The 16,116-nt window shown below is 71.0% G+C and carries 12 protein-coding genes; 6 read left to right on the forward strand and 6 right to left on the reverse strand.

The annotated features are described in order from the left end of the window. Positions 1-78: 78 nt before the first annotated feature. From U8331_RS05850 to U8331_RS05870, 5 genes are all read right to left on the reverse strand, one after another. Complete coding sequence (locus tag U8331_RS05850) at positions 79-1,077, reverse strand: Csu type fimbrial protein (RefSeq protein WP_481132663.1); 999 nt, start codon at positions 1,075-1,077, stop codon at positions 79-81. Next, positions 1,074-3,455 (reverse strand): fimbria/pilus outer membrane usher protein, encoded by a 2,382-nt coding sequence (locus tag U8331_RS05855; RefSeq protein ID WP_481132664.1) that lies wholly within the window; start codon positions 3,453-3,455, stop codon positions 1,074-1,076. The genes U8331_RS05850 and U8331_RS05855 overlap by 4 nt, the downstream gene beginning before the upstream one ends. Then, positions 3,406-4,167: a fimbrial biogenesis chaperone gene (locus U8331_RS05860; protein ID WP_481132665.1), complete on the reverse strand. Its 762-nt coding sequence runs from the start codon at positions 4,165-4,167 to the stop codon at positions 3,406-3,408. The genes U8331_RS05855 and U8331_RS05860 overlap by 50 nt, the downstream gene beginning before the upstream one ends. Next, positions 4,164-4,691: a Csu type fimbrial protein gene (locus U8331_RS05865; RefSeq protein WP_481132666.1), complete on the reverse strand. Its 528-nt coding sequence runs from the start codon at positions 4,689-4,691 to the stop codon at positions 4,164-4,166. The genes U8331_RS05860 and U8331_RS05865 overlap by 4 nt, the downstream gene beginning before the upstream one ends. A 106-nt stretch (positions 4,692-4,797) precedes the next feature. After that, positions 4,798-5,319, reverse strand: coding sequence for a Csu type fimbrial protein (locus U8331_RS05870; RefSeq protein ID WP_481132667.1), 522 nt, complete (start codon positions 5,317-5,319; stop codon positions 4,798-4,800). Between the two features lie 301 nt (positions 5,320-5,620). Here U8331_RS05870 and map point away from each other — a divergent pair, with 301 nt between their 5' ends. The 5 genes from map (at position 5,621) to dapE (ending at position 11,666) form a co-directional block, all read left to right on the forward strand. Further along, positions 5,621-6,397: a type I methionyl aminopeptidase gene (map, locus tag U8331_RS05875; RefSeq protein WP_481132668.1), complete on the forward strand. Its 777-nt coding sequence runs from the start codon at positions 5,621-5,623 to the stop codon at positions 6,395-6,397. After that, complete coding sequence (gene glnD / locus U8331_RS05880; protein ID WP_481132669.1) at positions 6,394-9,039, forward strand: [protein-PII] uridylyltransferase; 2,646 nt, start codon at positions 6,394-6,396, stop codon at positions 9,037-9,039. The genes map and glnD overlap by 4 nt, the downstream gene beginning before the upstream one ends. Beyond that, positions 9,036-9,959 carry a 2,3,4,5-tetrahydropyridine-2,6-dicarboxylate N-succinyltransferase gene (dapD, locus tag U8331_RS05885; protein WP_481132670.1) on the forward strand — a complete coding sequence of 308 codons (924 nt, stop codon included), beginning with the start codon at positions 9,036-9,038 and terminating at the stop codon, positions 9,957-9,959. Before glnD ends, dapD begins: the two co-directional genes overlap by 4 nt. 69 nt (positions 9,960-10,028) lie before the next feature. Then, positions 10,029-10,388 (forward strand): Spx/MgsR family RNA polymerase-binding regulatory protein, encoded by a 360-nt coding sequence (locus tag U8331_RS05890; RefSeq protein WP_481132671.1) that lies wholly within the window; start codon positions 10,029-10,031, stop codon positions 10,386-10,388. Between the two features lie 147 nt (positions 10,389-10,535). Next, positions 10,536-11,666, forward strand: a complete 1,131-nt coding sequence (gene dapE, locus U8331_RS05895; protein WP_481132672.1) for a succinyl-diaminopimelate desuccinylase — start codon at positions 10,536-10,538, stop codon at positions 11,664-11,666. Here dapE and U8331_RS05900 read toward each other — a convergent pair. Further along, complete coding sequence (locus U8331_RS05900) at positions 11,630-13,957, reverse strand: M28 family peptidase (protein WP_481132673.1); 2,328 nt, start codon at positions 13,955-13,957, stop codon at positions 11,630-11,632. The two genes, dapE and U8331_RS05900, sit on opposite strands and share 37 nt — an antisense overlap. Before the next feature lie 301 nt (positions 13,958-14,258). On the opposite strand from U8331_RS05900, the gene asnB reads away from it, so the two are divergent. Next, positions 14,259-15,953, forward strand: coding sequence for an asparagine synthase B (gene asnB, locus U8331_RS05905; protein WP_481132674.1), 1,695 nt, complete (start codon positions 14,259-14,261; stop codon positions 15,951-15,953). Positions 15,954-16,116 lie beyond the last annotated feature (163 nt).

The raw sequence follows: 16,116 nt of genomic DNA on the forward strand, positions 1-16,116 counted from the left end.
GCACGTTTTCGAAGGTATTCCGGAGTTCGTCTCCGAAGTGTGAGAGCCGTCACGCGCAGGGCGCCAGGGCCGCGGAAGTCAGTAGGTCAGCACGACCTTGACGGTGTCGCTGTAGCGGCCGGCCTGCTGCAGTGGCTGGTCGGCCACCCGGCCGTGGACGGTCAGCGACTGGCGGGTGCCGGCGCTGGTGCCTTCCACGGTGTTGACGTCGATGTCGTCGCCCCAGGGCGTGTTTCCGTCGGGTTTGTTCAACCGGTAGGCGATGCAGGCGCCGCCGGGGTTGCACATCTGCCGCACCCCCGCGGCGGTGGCGTGCAGTCCATCGTCAAGGCCGACCTGCCAGGTGGTGCGGCGGGTGCAGGTCAGGTCGATGGTGGACGTGCTGGCGAGGTTGCCCGTGCGGGTGCCTGTCAGCGGCATTCCGCCGGGGTTGAAGCTCATGTCGCTGGCGGTGACGACGCTGCAGCTGCCGGGCACCTTGGCCCGGGCCGTGAACGGGAACACCCCACTGCCGCCGCCCTGGCCGCCGCTGTCGCAACTTGACGGGTTGCTGCCCAGCCATGAGTCACGGTAGCGGTAGTCGAGGTCGGTGTCGTTGAACCGGCTGCTGTAGTCGCCTGGTGCGACCCCGGCGCGCGAAGGGATGCGGCCGTGGACGACGACCTGGCCCGACGCCGACCCGCCATAGAGAATGAAGCCGGTCAGCGCGTAATGGACGTTGAACGCGTAGTGGGTCGGCGCCGAGCCGCCCCAGTTGTCCGCCGGATTCGAAGCGCTCTTGTGGATGACGAAGTTCAAAGAGTCGTTGAAGCTGTTGTTCATCCGTCGCTGGGTGACGGTGCTACCGGGGCTTGAGCCGGCGCCGATCGCGAAACACATCGAGACATCCGCGCGGTTGGAAAACACGGCGTCCCGGGTGGTGCACTCGTAGTCGATCACGGCGGTGGTGGTGTTGCCCAGTCCGAACTCGAGGTTGCTCATGGAGGCCGAACACACGGTTTCCGCCCGCAGTCCGGGCGAGCACGCCAACCCCGCCACGCCCAGCAGCAGGACCATCACGCAACGCAGCCAGTTCATGGCGATTCCTCCGGGGTGCAGGTCAACGGACCGATCCGCGGGATCGGGGCGCCGGTGTCGGGGTAGTCGAAAGCCACGCGGCAGGTGCCGGCCGCGGTGGTGACGTGCAGGATGTTGCGGTCGTCCAGCGCGTCGAGGTAGACCTCGCCGTCGTAGCCGATGAAGGTCGCCGGGGCCGGATTGCCCTCGAGCACCGCGGCGCCGCCGGCGGCCAGCGGCTCGCCCCTGGCGTCGTGCAGCACCACCACCGCGGCGCGCACCGGCTGCACGTCGAACCGCACCTCGGTGCCGGCGCGGTCGCTCGGCACGGCGAACACCTCGACCTGGCCCAGCCGCATGTTGGCCGGCAGGTCCATCGGGTCGATCGCCAGTCGGTTGCGCTGCCAGGCGCTGAGCGGCGTGACCAGCAACAGGCCGTTGTCGTTGGTGGTGCCGATCAGGCGGTTTTCCAGCTTGACCGGCACACCCGTGACGTCGCCGGTGGACACCACTGCGAAGGCATCGTTGACGCTGCGCGAGGCGAACACGTCACCGCTCATCAGCACCAGTCCGCCGCTGGCGCCGGCATAGCCGTACCAGTTGCCCGCCGAGCCGGCGATGCCGGCGTTGACCCGGCCGTGATCGCCGAGCCAGCCGGCTTCGACCAGCCCGCTGGCGTCGCCGCCGTCGGCATGGCTGGCACGCAGGCGCCAGCTCACGCCGCCCGCGGTCGGCACCGACTGGCTGAGGTCGACGTTGGCGCTGTCGCGGCCGGCGTTGCGTTGCAGCGAGGTGTTGAGCGCGCGGCGCTCGCCGAGGTTGACCGAGATGCCGAGGTAGAAGCTGCGGTCGTCGGACTCGTCGAGGTTCTGGTTGACGCTGAAGTTGAGCGCGAGGTTGCGGCCGAAGTTGCGGTTCCAGTAGGCGCTGGCGTAGCGGCTGGCATCGGATTCGGGGTACCGCAGGCGCAGGTAGCTGGCGCCGAAGCTGCCCAGCAGCGCGGAGTTCCAGCCGACCAGGGCGCGGTCGCTGGCGCGCGCGGGGGGCTGGCCGTAGCCGGAGGCGAGGTCGCGGTAGTCGTCATGGGTGCGCTGGGTGCCGAGCGACAGGTTGAAGCGCGAGTTGTTCCAGCTGTACGCCAACGCCGTCTGGCTGCCGCTGCGGTCGTGCCAGTCGCTGCCGGCCCAGGAGCCGCTGACGATGCCGGCGCGGCCGAGCGACCACACCGCGCCGACGCCGCCGTTGCGCAGGCCGTCGCCGCCCTCGCCATGCGCTTCGATCGTGAACGCGTCGGTGACGCCGTAGCGCAGCTCGCCGCTGGCCACCGGCTGGCTGCCATAGGAGAACGACTCCAGGCCGTAGTCCTCGCGGATCACGCCGGCGGTGACCGACCAGTCCGACAGTCCGTCGGCGAGCAGGTTCTGGCTGGCGTAGAACGGAAAGCTCAGCGTGCGCACCGCGCCGAACGCGTCGGTGATGACCAGCTGCGCGTTGCCGGCGCCGTTGATGCCCGGCTGCGAGATCAGCTGGAACGGTCCGACCGGCACCTCGCCGGAATACTGCTTGACGCCGTTGACGTACAGCTCCAGCTCGGACGGCACCGCCACCTCGCCGAGGAAGGCGGGCAGCGGCGTGGTCACGCGGTAGGGCTGCAGGCCGAAGTCGCGCCCGAGGCGGATGCCGCCGACCCGGATCGCGCGGGTCCAGCCGAGGTTGCCGGTGGTGGTGTCGCCGACTGCGAGGCTGAGCATCGAGCGCGGGAATGACCATTGCCAGCTGGAATCCAGGCGCGCGCTGTCGCCGCGCCAGTGGTCGTCGGCGTCGCTGCGGAACGCGCGGGTCACCGCGGTGGTGCTGAGCACGCCGTAGTTGCCGCCGAACGCGCGCAGCTCGCCGTAGGCGGTGGCGTTGCTGGACTGGCCGGAGTGGTTGGCGTACAGGTCGTAGTTGAGCAGCAGGCCGGGGGAGTTGGTGGCCGGCAGCAGCTCCGTGCGTTCGGGCGCGATGACGGTGCGTTCCAGCGCCAGCTGCGACAGCGGTGCGCTGATCGCCACGCGCTGCAGGCCGGCGTCGTAGTCGACCTGCACGCCGGGGATATCCTCGAGCGCGACCAGCTGGCCGGGCGCGATGCCGGGCAGAGTGAAATCGAGCCGGGCGAGGGTGTCGGCGCCGGCATGCAGGCGGCCGTCGCGCAGCACGAACGGCAGCAGCAGGCCGGTCGGCTGCCGGTTCAGCTCGACGTCGAGGTAGAGCGGGATGTCGGCCTGCGCGGACGGCGGTTCGGACGGTGGCACGGCGGCGCCGGCCGCCAGTGCGGGCACCGGCAAGCAGCAGGCCAGCAGCAGGAGTTCAACGCGCCTCGGGGTCGAGCGCGAGCGTCTGCTCGGCGGCTTCGCCATTGATCCTTACCTGGAAGCTGCCGCCATCGGCATAGCGGGACGCGAACGCGGGAAGCGCCCAGCGCATGGTCTGGCCCGGCAGCACGTATCCGACCAGCCCGGCCAGCAGTTCGTGGCGCCTGCCGCTGGCGTCGACGTAGGCGAGGTCGGCGAGCTGCGCATGCTGGCCGCCGTGGTTGGCCACCACGAGGGTCGCGGCGTCGCCGGTGTACTCCAGCCGCGGCGCGAGACGATAGGTGACCGGCGCCTCGCCTTCAGGCAGCACGAACACCGGGATCGAGTAGCGCAGCAGGAATTTCAGCCCGGTCTGCTCGGCGGCGCTGCCGTCGGGTACCTCGTCGACGATGATCCGGTAGCTCGCTTCGGTGCCGGTCGGCGGCGGGCCGGTGCGGATGATGCGCACCAGCTGGCGCGCGCCACCGGCCAGTTCAACCAGCGGCGGGCTGATGGCGAGGTCACGGGTCGGCTCCAGCGTGTCCTCGCCGTCGACCTGGGTCCAGCGGAACAGCCGCACCTGCGCGCGGACCGGCGTGTCGGCGGCGGTGTTGCTGAGCCAGACCGCCTCGCCGTTCTCGCTGGCCTGCAGTTCCACCATGGTCGGCGCCACCTGCAGGCTCGCCGCCAGCGCTGGCGTGGCGAGGCCGAGCAGGGCGGCCAAGGCCAGGGCGGTGCGGAACGGGGAAAAACGTCGGCTCATGGGCTGGGCGTTCAATACGTGATCGTGGCGGTGACGGTATCGCTGTAGTCGCCGGCACGCGGGTTATCGATCGTAAGCCGTCCGTGGACCTGGATGTCCTGCGGGGTGCCGGCGTAGCTGCCACGGTAGATGCACCCGCCGCTGGCGTCGCCCCACTGGATGCCCGTCGCCGCGGTGCACGGGTTGAGCCCGGTGGCGCCGCTGTAGAGCTGGTAGGCGATGGTGTCGCCGCTGCCTGAGGCCATGCGGCGTCCGGTGACTCCGCTGCCATGCAGGCCGTCGTCGAGGCTGATGCTGTACGACACCGGCACGTTGCAGCGGACGGTCAGCGCGCCGTAGGCATCCAGTTGCTGGCCCGGCACCACGGGGTGGCTGCCGAAGCCGACGTCGGTGCTGCCGGTGAAGCTGCAACTGGCCACCACGTCGAGCGAAACCTCGAAGCGGGTGGTGCAGGCGCCTCCGCAATCCTGCGCCCGGGCCGGCACGGCGATGCAGCCGGCCAGCATCGCCGCGATCAGCGTCGACTTGAGGGCGTTCACGGGAGGCGGGACTCGGCGGGCGTGCGCGCGGGGTTGCGGCACGGGCAGGCTGCCCGTGCCGCTCGGCGCCGGGGGCGGACGGCTGCCCGCTCCGGCTCTCCCGCTATCAGAACGTCACGGTGGCGGTGATGGTGTCGGTGTAGTTACCGGCCAGCGCGGTGCCCGGGATGGTCGCCTCGGCGTACACGGTGTGGACACGGTCGAATGCCGCGCCGGTGCCGAAGCCGGTGCCGGTGCCGGTCGCGGTGTTGCCGCCGGTGCCGGTGGTCTCGCCCCACACGGTGGTGCGTGCGGTTTCCTGGTACAGCTGGTACGGAATGGTGGCGACGCCACCGGAGTGCTCCATCTTGCGGGCGTTGACGTCGTTGCCGCCGTTGTTGCCGGCATCCAGCGCGAGGTTGTAGGCGGTGTCGACGGTGCACTGCACGACCACGTCGCCTTCGGCCTCGGCGGAGCCGGCGCTGGCCAGCACGTCGGTGCCGAACGAGATGTTCTCGGTCGAGGTCACGTCGCAGGACTCGTCGATCGAGATCGTGACGTCGAAGGTCTGGTTGTCGGCGGCGTGCGCCGGGGCGAGGGCGGCGGCCGACAGGGCGGCGGCGATCAGGGAGGCATTCAGAAGCTTCATCGGTCGGACTCCGGCGCGGGTCGGCGCTCAATTGGGAAGGACTGCGAACCCCGTCGCAATTCGCGTGCCAACTTATTGGCGAAGTTGAGCGCCGGAAAGTTGCCTTAACGAAACGTTCGCAAAGGTGACCGGGCAGATTTGGACGAACTGTGTCACATTTTCGGCTTGAGCGGCATCAACTTTGTGACGGGGCACCGGTCGGCTCCGCAGGAATCGATGACTGCGGGCCGATCCGGCTCGGCCGGCAGGCATGCCGCCGCGGTTCGGCCCGGAAGCCAGCCGGATCGGCGATAATGGCCGGATGCCAGTCCCCATCAAGACCCCAGAAGAAATCGAGAAGATGCGCGTTGCCGGCCGCCTGGCCGCCGAAGTGCTCCAGGTCGTCGCTGCCCACGTGAAGCCGGGGGTGACCACCGAGGAGCTGGACCGCATCTGCCACGACCACATCGTCAACGTGCAGGGCGCCGTGCCGGCCAATGTCGGCTACAAGGGTTTCCCGAAGACGGTCTGCACCTCGGTCAACAACGTCATCTGCCACGGCATCCCGAGCGAGGCGAAGGTCCTGAAGGACGGCGACATCGTCAACATCGATGTCACCGTGATCAAGGACGGCTGGCACGGCGACACCAGCCGGATGTACATGGTCGGCACGCCGTCGGTGATGGCCCGGCGGCTGGTCGAGGTCACCCGCGAAGCGATGTTCCGCGGTATCCGCGCGGTGAAGCCCGGCGCCACGCTGGGTGATGTCGGCGCCGCCATCCAGGCTTACGCCGAAGCCGAGCGCTTCAGCGTGGTGCGCGAGTACTGCGGCCATGGCATCGGCAAGGTCTACCACGACGAACCGCAGGTGCTGCACTACGGGCGGCCGGGGCAGGGCGTGGTGCTGAAGCCGGGCATGACCTTCACCATCGAGCCGATGATCAACGAAGGCACCCGTCACACGCGGGTCCTGCCCGACGGCTGGACGGTGGTCACCAAGGACCGCAAGTTGTCCGCCCAGTGGGAGCACACCGTGGCGGTGACCGACGACGGCGTGGAGATCCTCACGCGCCTGCCGGGCGACGACAACGACCTATGACCACGCCCGTCCCAGCCGACCGGGCGACGGATTCGGCCGGGCAGGCCGGGCCGGCCGCCGACGACGACACCGGCTGGGTGGCGCAGGCCCGCGAGGAACTCGCCCGGGCCGATGAGGGCTTCGCCGGGCGGTTCGATGCGGGCGTCGACATCGACCGCCTGCTCGCCGAGCGGGCGGCCGCGGTGGACGTGCTCGTGCAGGCCGCCTGGCAGCGCTGCATCCCACCGGACGCCGAGCTGGCGCTGTTCGCCGTCGGCGGCTACGGGCGCGGTGAGCTCTACCCGCAATCGGACGTCGATCTGCTGGTGATGGCCGATCCTGCCGCCTCGCTCGCCCATGCCGACGCGCTGGCGCGGCTGTTCGCGCTGCTGTGGGACGCCGGCCTCCCGGTCGGTCACGGCGTGCGCTCGCTCGCCCAGTGCACCGAGACGGCGGCCGACATCACCGTGCTGACCGCCTTGCTGGAGGCGCGGCCGCTGGCCGCCAACGAGCACGAGCGGCGCGAGCTGCAGGGCGCGGTGTCGCCGCGTCAGGTATGGCCGCCGCAGGAGTTCTTCGAGGCCAAGCGCGACGAGTTGCTTGAGCGCCACGCGCGTTACGGCGACACCGCCGACAATCTCGAGCCCAACCTCAAGGAAGGCCCCGGCGGCCTGCGCGACGTGCAGACCCTGCACTGGATGGCGCTGCGCATCATCGGCACCGCCGACATGGAGTCGCTGGTCGCGTTCGGCCAGCTCGGCGCCGACGAGGTCGCCACCATCGAGCGCGAACGCCGCGCGCTGGCACGCCTGCGCTACGGGCTGCACCTGGTCGCGGGAAAGCGCGAGGAGCGGCTGCGGTTCGACTACCAGAAGCTGCTGGCCGCGCGGCTCGGGTTCGAGGACGCCGGCGGCACGCTGGCGGTCGAACAGATGATGCAGGGCTTCTACCGCAGCGCCTCGCTGGTGCTGCGGATCGGCGAGCGGTTGCTGCAACGGTTCGAGGAGCAGCTGCAGGGCGAGGCCGAGCCCGAACCGCTGGATGGACTGTTCGAGCTGCGCCGCGGCTACCTGGCTGCGCGCGACCCCGACTGGCCGCACTCCCCGGGCGAAGTGCTGGCGCTGTTCGAGACCTGGGCACGCCGCGGCGAGACCCGCGGCTTGCATTCGCACACCGCCCGCGCGCTGGCCGAGGCGTTGCCGGAATTTCCCGATTACGCCCGGGCCGACGATGCATTGCGCCGGCAGTTCATGGGGTTGCTGCGGGGCGAACAGCCGGTCCGCAGCCTGACCCGCATGGCACGGGTGGGCGTGCTGGGCCGCTGGATTCCGGCATTCCAGAAGGTCTCCGGGCGGATGCAGTTCGACCTGTTCCACGTCTACACGGTCGACCAGCACACCCTGACTGTGCTCAAGTTTCTCGAAGCCTTCGCCTCGGGAGCACGCGACCCGCGCTTCGCGCTCGTCCACGAAGCCTGGCCGCGCCTGCGCAAGCCCGAGCTGCTGCTGCTGGCCGGTCTGTTCCACGACATCGCCAAGGGCCGTGGCGGCGACCATTCCGAACTCGGCGCGGATGACGCGCGTGCGTTCTGTCTCACCGTCGGCCTGGGGGAAACCGACGCGGCGCTGGTCGAATGGCTGGTGCGCAAGCACCTGCTGATGTCGATCACGGCGCAGAAGCAGGACCTCGCCGACCCCGACGTGATCCACCGGTTCGCCACCGAAGTGGCCGACCGCGAGCGGCTCGACCACCTCTACCTGCTGACCTGCGCCGACATCGCCGGCACCTCGCCGAAGCTGTGGAACGCCTGGAAGGACCGGTTGATGGCGGATCTGTACACCGCCACCCGGCTCGCCTTGCGGCGAGGGCTGGAGCATCCGCTCGCCGCCGACGAGCGCAGCGCCGAAACGCGTGCGGCCGTGCGGGCGTTGCTGCTGGCGCAGGGCATCGCCGGAGACGACATCGAGCCGCTGTTCCAACGCATGCCCGCGATCGGCTTCCAGCGCGGCCGTCCCGACCAGCTGGCGTGGCAGGCCGCCGCGTTGCAGGGCCTTGAAGCGGGCGACACGCGGGTGCGGGTGCGGCCCGTCCCCGCGCATGCCGGCGCGCTGGAGGTGTTCGTCCATTCCCCAGACGCCGACGGCCTATTCGCCGCGATCGTCGCCACGCTCGACCGCGCCGGACTGGCGATCCAGCAGGCGCGCGTGCTGGACGGTCCGCGCGGCACCATTTTCGATACGTTCGAAGTGATTCCGGCCGACAGCCGCCACGCGCCCGCGGCCGACGAGGTCGAGCGCCGCCTCGCGCAGGCGCTGTCCGGGCCGCTGGAGCGGATCCGTCCCGCCCGTCGCACGCTGCCGCGGCACCTGCGGCATTTCCGGATCGTGCCGCGCATCGCCTTCGACGACGCCGACCTCGGCCGCACCACGCTCAGCCTGGTCTGCACCGATCGCCCGGGCCTGCTCGCCGATGTGGCGCAAACCCTGCGCAACCAGGCCATGCGGGTCCACGACGCCCGTATCGCCACCTTCGGCGAGCGCGCCGAGGATGTTTTCCAGATCACCGCCACCGGCAGCGACGGTCGCGACCGTCCGCTGGACCCCGAACGCCAGCAGGCGCTCAACGACGCGCTGCTCGCCTGTATCGAAGGAGAAACCCCATGAGTCCACCCAAGAAGGCCGCCAGCAAGCCTGCGTCGGAGAAGACCCCCGCAGGGAAGGCCACGAAGAAGAGTACGCCGCGGCTGTCGATCGCCGACGAACTCAAGATCGTGGTGGAGAGTGCGTTCGAGCGCCGCGGCACGTTGACGCCTGAGGAAATGGACGGCTCGACCCGGCCGACCGTCGAGCGCGTGATCGAGGGCATCGAGAACGGAGAATTCCGCGTCGCCGAACCCGACGGCAACGGCGGCTGGAAGGTCAACGAGTGGCTGAAAAAAGCGGTATTGCTGTACTTCCGCACCCAGGACATGGAAGTCGTGGAGTCCTACCCGGCGCCGTTCTGGGACAAGATTCCGGCGCGTTTCGCCGAGTTCGACGAGCCGGCGTTCCGCCAGCTGGGGGCGCGGGTGGTGCCGGGCGCGATCGTCCGCCGCGGCGCGCATATCGGCCGCGACGTGGTGCTGATGCCGAGCTTCGTTAACATCGGGGCGCACGTCGGCGAGGGCACGATGGTCGACACCTGGGCGACGGTCGGTTCGTGCGCGCAGATCGGCAGGCACTGCCATCTGTCCGGTGGCGCCGGCATCGGCGGTGTGCTGGAGCCGTTGCAGGCGACGCCGACGATCATCGAGGACCACTGCTTCATCGGTGCGCGCTCGGAGGTGGTCGAGGGTTTCGTGGTCGGCCACCACAGCGTGATCGGCATGGGGGTGTTCCTCGGCCAGAGCACGCGCATCTACGACCGCGCGACCGGCGAGGTCAGCTACGGGTCGGTGCCGCCGTACAGCGTGGTGGTATCGGGCCAGCTGCCGGCGAAGGATGGGTCGCATTCGCTGTACTGCGCGGTGATCGTCAAGAAGGTCGATGCGAAGACGCGGGCGAAGACGAGCGTGAACGAGCTGCTGCGCGGGTTGGCTGACTGACGGTTTCGCGGGTGGTTGTCGACGCCCGTGGCAATGCCCGCCCACGTCCCGGAACTTTGCTGGAGTCCCATGGTTACGACGCTTTACGGTTTGAAGAATTGCGATACGTGCCGGAAGGCGCGCAAGTGGCTCGATCGCTTCGGCGTCGAGCACGGGTTCGTCGACTACCGGGACGAGCCGCGCACGCCGGAGGAACTGGTCGCGTGGAAGGACGCGCTCGGTGGCTGGGACGCGATGATCAACCGGTCCTCGACCACGTGGCGTCAGTTGCCGGAGCACCGCAAGGCGCCGGGCAGCGATGCGGAGTGGAAGCTGCTGCTGCGCGAGTATCCGCAGCTGGTGCGGCGGCCGGTGGTGGCCACCGGTGACGGCGTGGTCACCCAGGGTTTCAGCGACAACGGTTTCAAGAAGCGCTTCGGCGTCGGCTGAAGCGCGTCGCTCCGCGATGCGCCCCGGTGCATTCCGCTGTTGTAGGAGCGGCGTCAGCCGCGATCGTGGAATCGGCCCGGGCGAACGATTGCCGGATCGCGGCTGAAGCCGCTCCTACGGATCACAGGCACAGGTAACTTCCATCCCATGTCCGACGTCCTCCAGCTCACCCGCGACCTCATCGCCCGGCGGTCGGTCACGCCCGACGATGCCGGTTGCCAGGCACTGATCGCCGACCGGCTCGGCGCCGCCGGCTTCACCTGCGAGCACCAGCGTTTCGGCGCGGTTGACAACCTGTGGGCCACGCATGGGGGCGAGGGGCCGACGCTGGTGCTGCTCGGCCACACCGACGTGGTGCCGCCCGGGCCGCGCGAGGCGTGGGCGAGCGATCCGTTCGTGCCGGAGATCCGCGACGGCGTGCTGTACGGCCGGGGCGCGGCGGACATGAAGGGCAGCGTGGCGGCGTTCGTGGTCGCGGCGGAACGCTTCGTCGCCGCGCATGCCGGCCATCGCGGCCGGCTCGCGCTGCTGCTGACCTCGGACGAGGAAGGCGATGCGATCGACGGGGTGCGGCGGGTCGCGCAGCGGTTCCGCGAGCGTGGCGAGCGGCTGGACTGGTGCATCACCGGCGAGCCGTCGTCGACGGCAAGGCTCGGCGACCTGCTGCGGGTCGGCCGGCGCGGTTCGCTCACCGGCACGCTGACGGTGCGCGGCGTGCAGGGCCACGTCGCGTACCCGGACAAGGCGCGCAACCCGGTCCACCAGGCGCTGCCGGCGCTGACCGAGCTCGCCGCGCGTCGCTGGGACGACGGCTACGGGACCTTCCCGCCAACCAGCCTGCAGATCAGCAACGTCGACGCGGGCACCGGTGCCAGCAACGTGATCCCGGGCGAGCTGCGGGTGCTGTTCAACCTGCGCTACAACCCGCACTGGGACGCGGCGCGGCTGGAGGCCGAATGCGAGGCGGTGCTGGCGCGGCACGGGTTGGACTGCGCGCTGCACTGGCACCGCAGCGGCGAGCCGTTCCACACGCCCGAGGGGCCGCTGCGACTGGCCGCGCGCGAGGTGCTGGGGTCGTTCGCCGGTGCGCCGCCGGAGGAGAGCACCGGCGGCGGTACCTCCGATGCGCGCTTCATCGCGCCCCTGGGCGCGCAGTGCATCGAGGTCGGGCCGGTCAACGCCAGCATCCACCAGGTCGACGAGCACGTACGCGTCGCCGACCTCGAAGCACTGCCCGACCTCTACCTCGCGCTGATCGAGCGGTTGCTGGCCGGCTGAGCGGCGTCGCCGGGGTCGGGTGAAGCGACCGCCGGCAGTTCCACCGTGGTCCATGCGATCGCGGCATCGCCGCCGCCGATCGGCACGCCGATCGCGTCGCGTGCGTCCTTCACCGCCTCCAGTCCCGCCGGCAGGCCGTGCGAACGGTCGTAGGCGTGGAACGGGCCGGCGTCGAGTGGCAGCTCGAATGTGAACACCGTGCCGTCGCTTCCAAGCCCGACCACCGCGATGCCCCGCCACGGCTCGCGGCGGGCATGCCAGCGCGACTCCGCCAGCGGCTGCCCGTCGACCCGCACCGAACCGAGATCGACCGTGCCCGGCAGCATCAGTCCGCCGGTCGTCGCGCCACGCGCCGAGCGCAACCGCACCTGCAGGCGCTGGCGGTCGCCGATCACCTCGCGCTGCTCGATCACGACGGTCGGCGTGGCCAGCGACGGGCCGCGCGGACCCGGCAGGCCGGTCGTGCCCCAGGGGTTCATCGGTTCGCGCGCGCGGCCGAAACCGGTGTCGCGCAGGAAGTCGTCGGGCAACGCGGCGCTCGACTGCGCGAACAGCCGCGACCCTTCCGGTCCCGCCACCAGCAGCAGGTTGGCCGGCCGCGGCACGTCGGCGTCGAAGGCCGGCTGCGCCAGGGCCAGCAAGGCGCACGCCGCCGCGCCGAGCCAGCCGGCCGCGGTGGCGACCGTCGCCCCGCGCGGCAGCGCCAGCACCGCCGGCAGCAGCGGCAACAGCATGTAGCCGACCACGGCCGGCACCGCCACCAGCCCTTCGTGGCCCACCGCGTCGTACGCACCCGCGGCATACGGCATCCACAGCAACGCCGCCGGCAGCGCGGCCAGGCCCGCCCACAACACCGCGCGGCGTGGGGCAACATGGCCGGCCACTACGCCGGCGAGCACCGGCAGCAGCCCGATGTGCGCGCCGCCGGGCATCCACAGCACCGCGCCGATCGCGATCAGCGCCGACGGCAGCAGCGCCGCCCAGGCCAGCGCCGCCTCGCCGCACAGCCGCCGCACCAGCCAGCCCAGCGGCACCAGCAGCCCGACTGCGAGCAGCAGCATGCAGGCGGTCATCGCGCCGCCCTGCGCGGTCCACGTCGCCGGCATCGCGCCGAGCGCGCGCAGCAGCAGGTGGCCGAGCATGCCGGCCGCGAACAGCACCGCGACGCCGCCCAGCACCAGCGCGCCGGCGATCGGCAACGCCAGTGCGCGCGCGGTGCGGGCCTTCACCAGCCGCCAGCCCAGCACCAGCCAGCCGAGCAGCGCGAGCGCCAGCAACGCCGGGTTCCACGCCACCGGCCAACCGGCCATCACGTTGCCGGGCAGGCTGAAGAACACCGCGTCGGCGTCGCTGTCCACCGGCGGCGCGGCCGCGGCGAATGCGCGCGCGAGCGACAGCGCATGGTCGCCGTGGTGCTGCAGCGAGCCGGGGTCGAGGTGGGCGATGTCGTCCAGCGGCGTGTGGTAGCGCGCCGGCCCGCGCGCCCACGCGAAGTTGGCGCCGGCCAGCCCGTCGCGCTTGTACACGGTGAAGTCGGTGTCGTTGGGCAGCGTCTTGTAGATCTCGTACTCCAGCGACGAGCCGGCCGGCGCCGCCAGCGAGCGGCGCAGCAGCTTCGACAGCGCCGCGTTGCCGGCGTGGGTCTCGATCAGCAGGCTGGCGCCGGTGGTGCCGCGTGCCTCCAGGTTGACCACGCGGCCGATGCGGGCGAACTCGGGCTCGCGCGCGAAGGCCTCGGCGCCGATCAGCCCGAGCTCCTCACCGTCGTTGAGCAGCAGCCAGACATCGCGCGCCGGCGTCGGACCGGCCAGCAGGGCGCGCGCGGTCTCGATGACCGCGGCCGCGCCGGCACCGTCGTCGGAGGCGCCCGGCCCGGCGGCGACCGAGTCGTAGTGGGCCGACAGCAGCACGGCGTCGTCGGCCGACGCGCCGGGCACGCGCGCGACGATGTTGTCGACCGTGGCGCAGGTGAAGCCGCCGCAGGCGAAGCGACGCTGCACCCGTGGCTCGAGTCCGATCGCGCGCAGCTCGGCGACGATCGCATCGCGGACCGCGACGTTGGCGGCGCTGCCGGTGGGGTGCGGGCGCTGCTCGCCGAGGATGCGCTCCAGCACGTCCATCGCGCGGGCCGCGGAAAACGCATCGGCCGGCGCGTCGGCGCCCGCGGGCGGTGGCGGGCGGTCCTGGCGGAAGCCCAGCCACGCCGCCAGCACGAAGGCCAGCAGCAGGACCGCGGCGACGGCAGGGCGGCCACTTGCATCGTGGCCACGATCGATCGACAGTGTCGGCATTCGTCTTCCCCGGCAGGCCCGACCCGGATCATACGTCCGGTTGGCCGCCTGCCCCGCCGGGGTGCGTTGATCGATTTCGAAGCGGGCGTGTCCCGCGTGCACCACTCAAGGCCGACCACCATGTCGCTGTCCACCCACAACCGCAGCAATAACAACGCCAGCCCTCCGCAGGCCGGCGATTAGCTCGTACGCGACAAGCTCATCGTTCTCCCAGGCCTGCACTGCGAAGTGCGGGCCTTTTTGTTTCCGTGACGCAGCTGCCAGACCGCCCCCGTCCACCACTGCAAAGGAAACCTGCGCCATGTGTTCGATCCTCGGCATCTTCGGCCTCGCCCCCGGCGACGACCTCCCGCGACTGCGCCGCGACGCGCTGGAGCGCTCGCAACGCCAGCGCCACCGCGGCCCCGACTGGAGCGGCGTGCATGCCGACGACGGCGCCATCCTCGTCCACGAGCGGCTCGCCATCGTCGATCCCGCCGGCGGCGCCCAGCCGATCCGCTCGGCCGACGGCCGGCTGGTGCTCGCGGTCAACGGCGAGATCTACAACCACCGCGAGCTGCAGGACGCGCTGTCGCGGCCGTACGAGTTCCAGACCGGCTCCGACTGCGAGGTCATCAACGCGCTGTACGCGCAGGACGACGACATCGGTGGCTGGCTCGACCGCCTCAACGGCATCTTCGCCTTCGCGCTGTGGGACAGCGCCCGCGGCCGCCACGTGATCGCGCGCGACCCGATCGGCGTCTGCCCGCTGTACTGGGGCCACGATGGCAGCGGCCGGTTTTGGGTCGCGTCGGAGATGAAGGCGCTGGTCGGCACCTGCAGCGATGTCGCCCAGTTCCCGCCCGGTCACTTCTACGACAGCGCCACCGGCCGGTTGCAGCGCTACTACGACCGCGCGTGGCGCGCGCACGACGCCACCGCCGGCGTGCAGGTGTCGCCCGACGAGCTGCGCGAGGCGTTCGAGCGCGCGGTGCACCGGCAGATGATGACCGACGTGCCGTACGGCGTGCTGCTGTCGGGCGGCCTCGACTCGTCGCTGGTCGCGGCCTGCGCCGCGCGCTTCGCCCGCCGCCGGGTCGAGGAGGACGACCGCGCCGAAGCCTGGTGGCCGCGCCTGCATTCGTTCGCGATCGGCCTTGAAGGTTCGCCCGACCTGGCCGCTGCCGAAGTGGCGGCCGAGGCGCTGGGCACCGTGCACCACGGCTTCACCTACACCATCGAGGAGGGGCTGGACGCGCTGCCCGACGTCATCCGCCACGTCGAGACCTACGACGTCACCACCATCCGCGCCTCCACCCCGATGTACCTGCTGGCCCGGCGGATCAAGGCAATGGGCGTGAAGATGGTGCTGTCGGGCGAGGGCAGCGACGAGATCTTCGGCGGCTACCTGTACTTCCACAAGGCGCCCAACGCGCGCGAGTTCCACGACGAGCTGGTACGCAAGCTGGACGCGCTGCACAACTACGACTGCCTGCGCGCGAACAAGTCGATGATGGCCTGGGGCGTGGAGGCGCGCGTGCCGTTCCTCGACGTCGAGTTCCTCGACGTGGCGATGCGGATGGACGCGGGCGCGAAGATGGTCGGCACCGGTGCCGACGGCCGGGTGCGGATCGAGAAGGCGGTGCTGCGCGAGGCGTTCGACGGATACCTGCCGGACTCGATCCTCTGGCGGCAGAAGGAGCAGTTCAGCGACGGCGTCGGCTACGGCTGGATCGACTCGCTCAAGGCCCACGCGGGGGCGCACGTCGGCGACCGCGAGTTCGCCGCCGCCTCCAGCCGCTTCCCGGTGAACCCGCCCCAGAGCAAGGAGGCGTACTTCTATCGCCGTATGTTCGACCGGCTGTTCCCCGGCGAGGCCTGCGCGCAGACGGTACCCGGCGGGAAATCGATCGCGTGTTCATCGCCCGCGGCGATCGCCTGGGACGCGGCCTTCGCGAGCGCGGCCGATCCGTCGGGCAGAGCGGTGGCGGGGGTGCACCAGGCGGCGGTGGTGTAGCCGAAGGTATCGCACGCGCCCGGGCCGGACCGTGTCGCGGCCGCGCCTGGGCTCATCCGCCGCGTCCGGTTCGCTTCGGCGGCTTGTCCTCTGCGATGTCCGCCGCGGCCATGATCACGCGCTGGAGGCGGGTGGCGCGGTTCAACAGTTCCGGATCGGGGTC

This window comes from Lysobacter sp. CC-YZS074, from assembly GCF_056739745.1.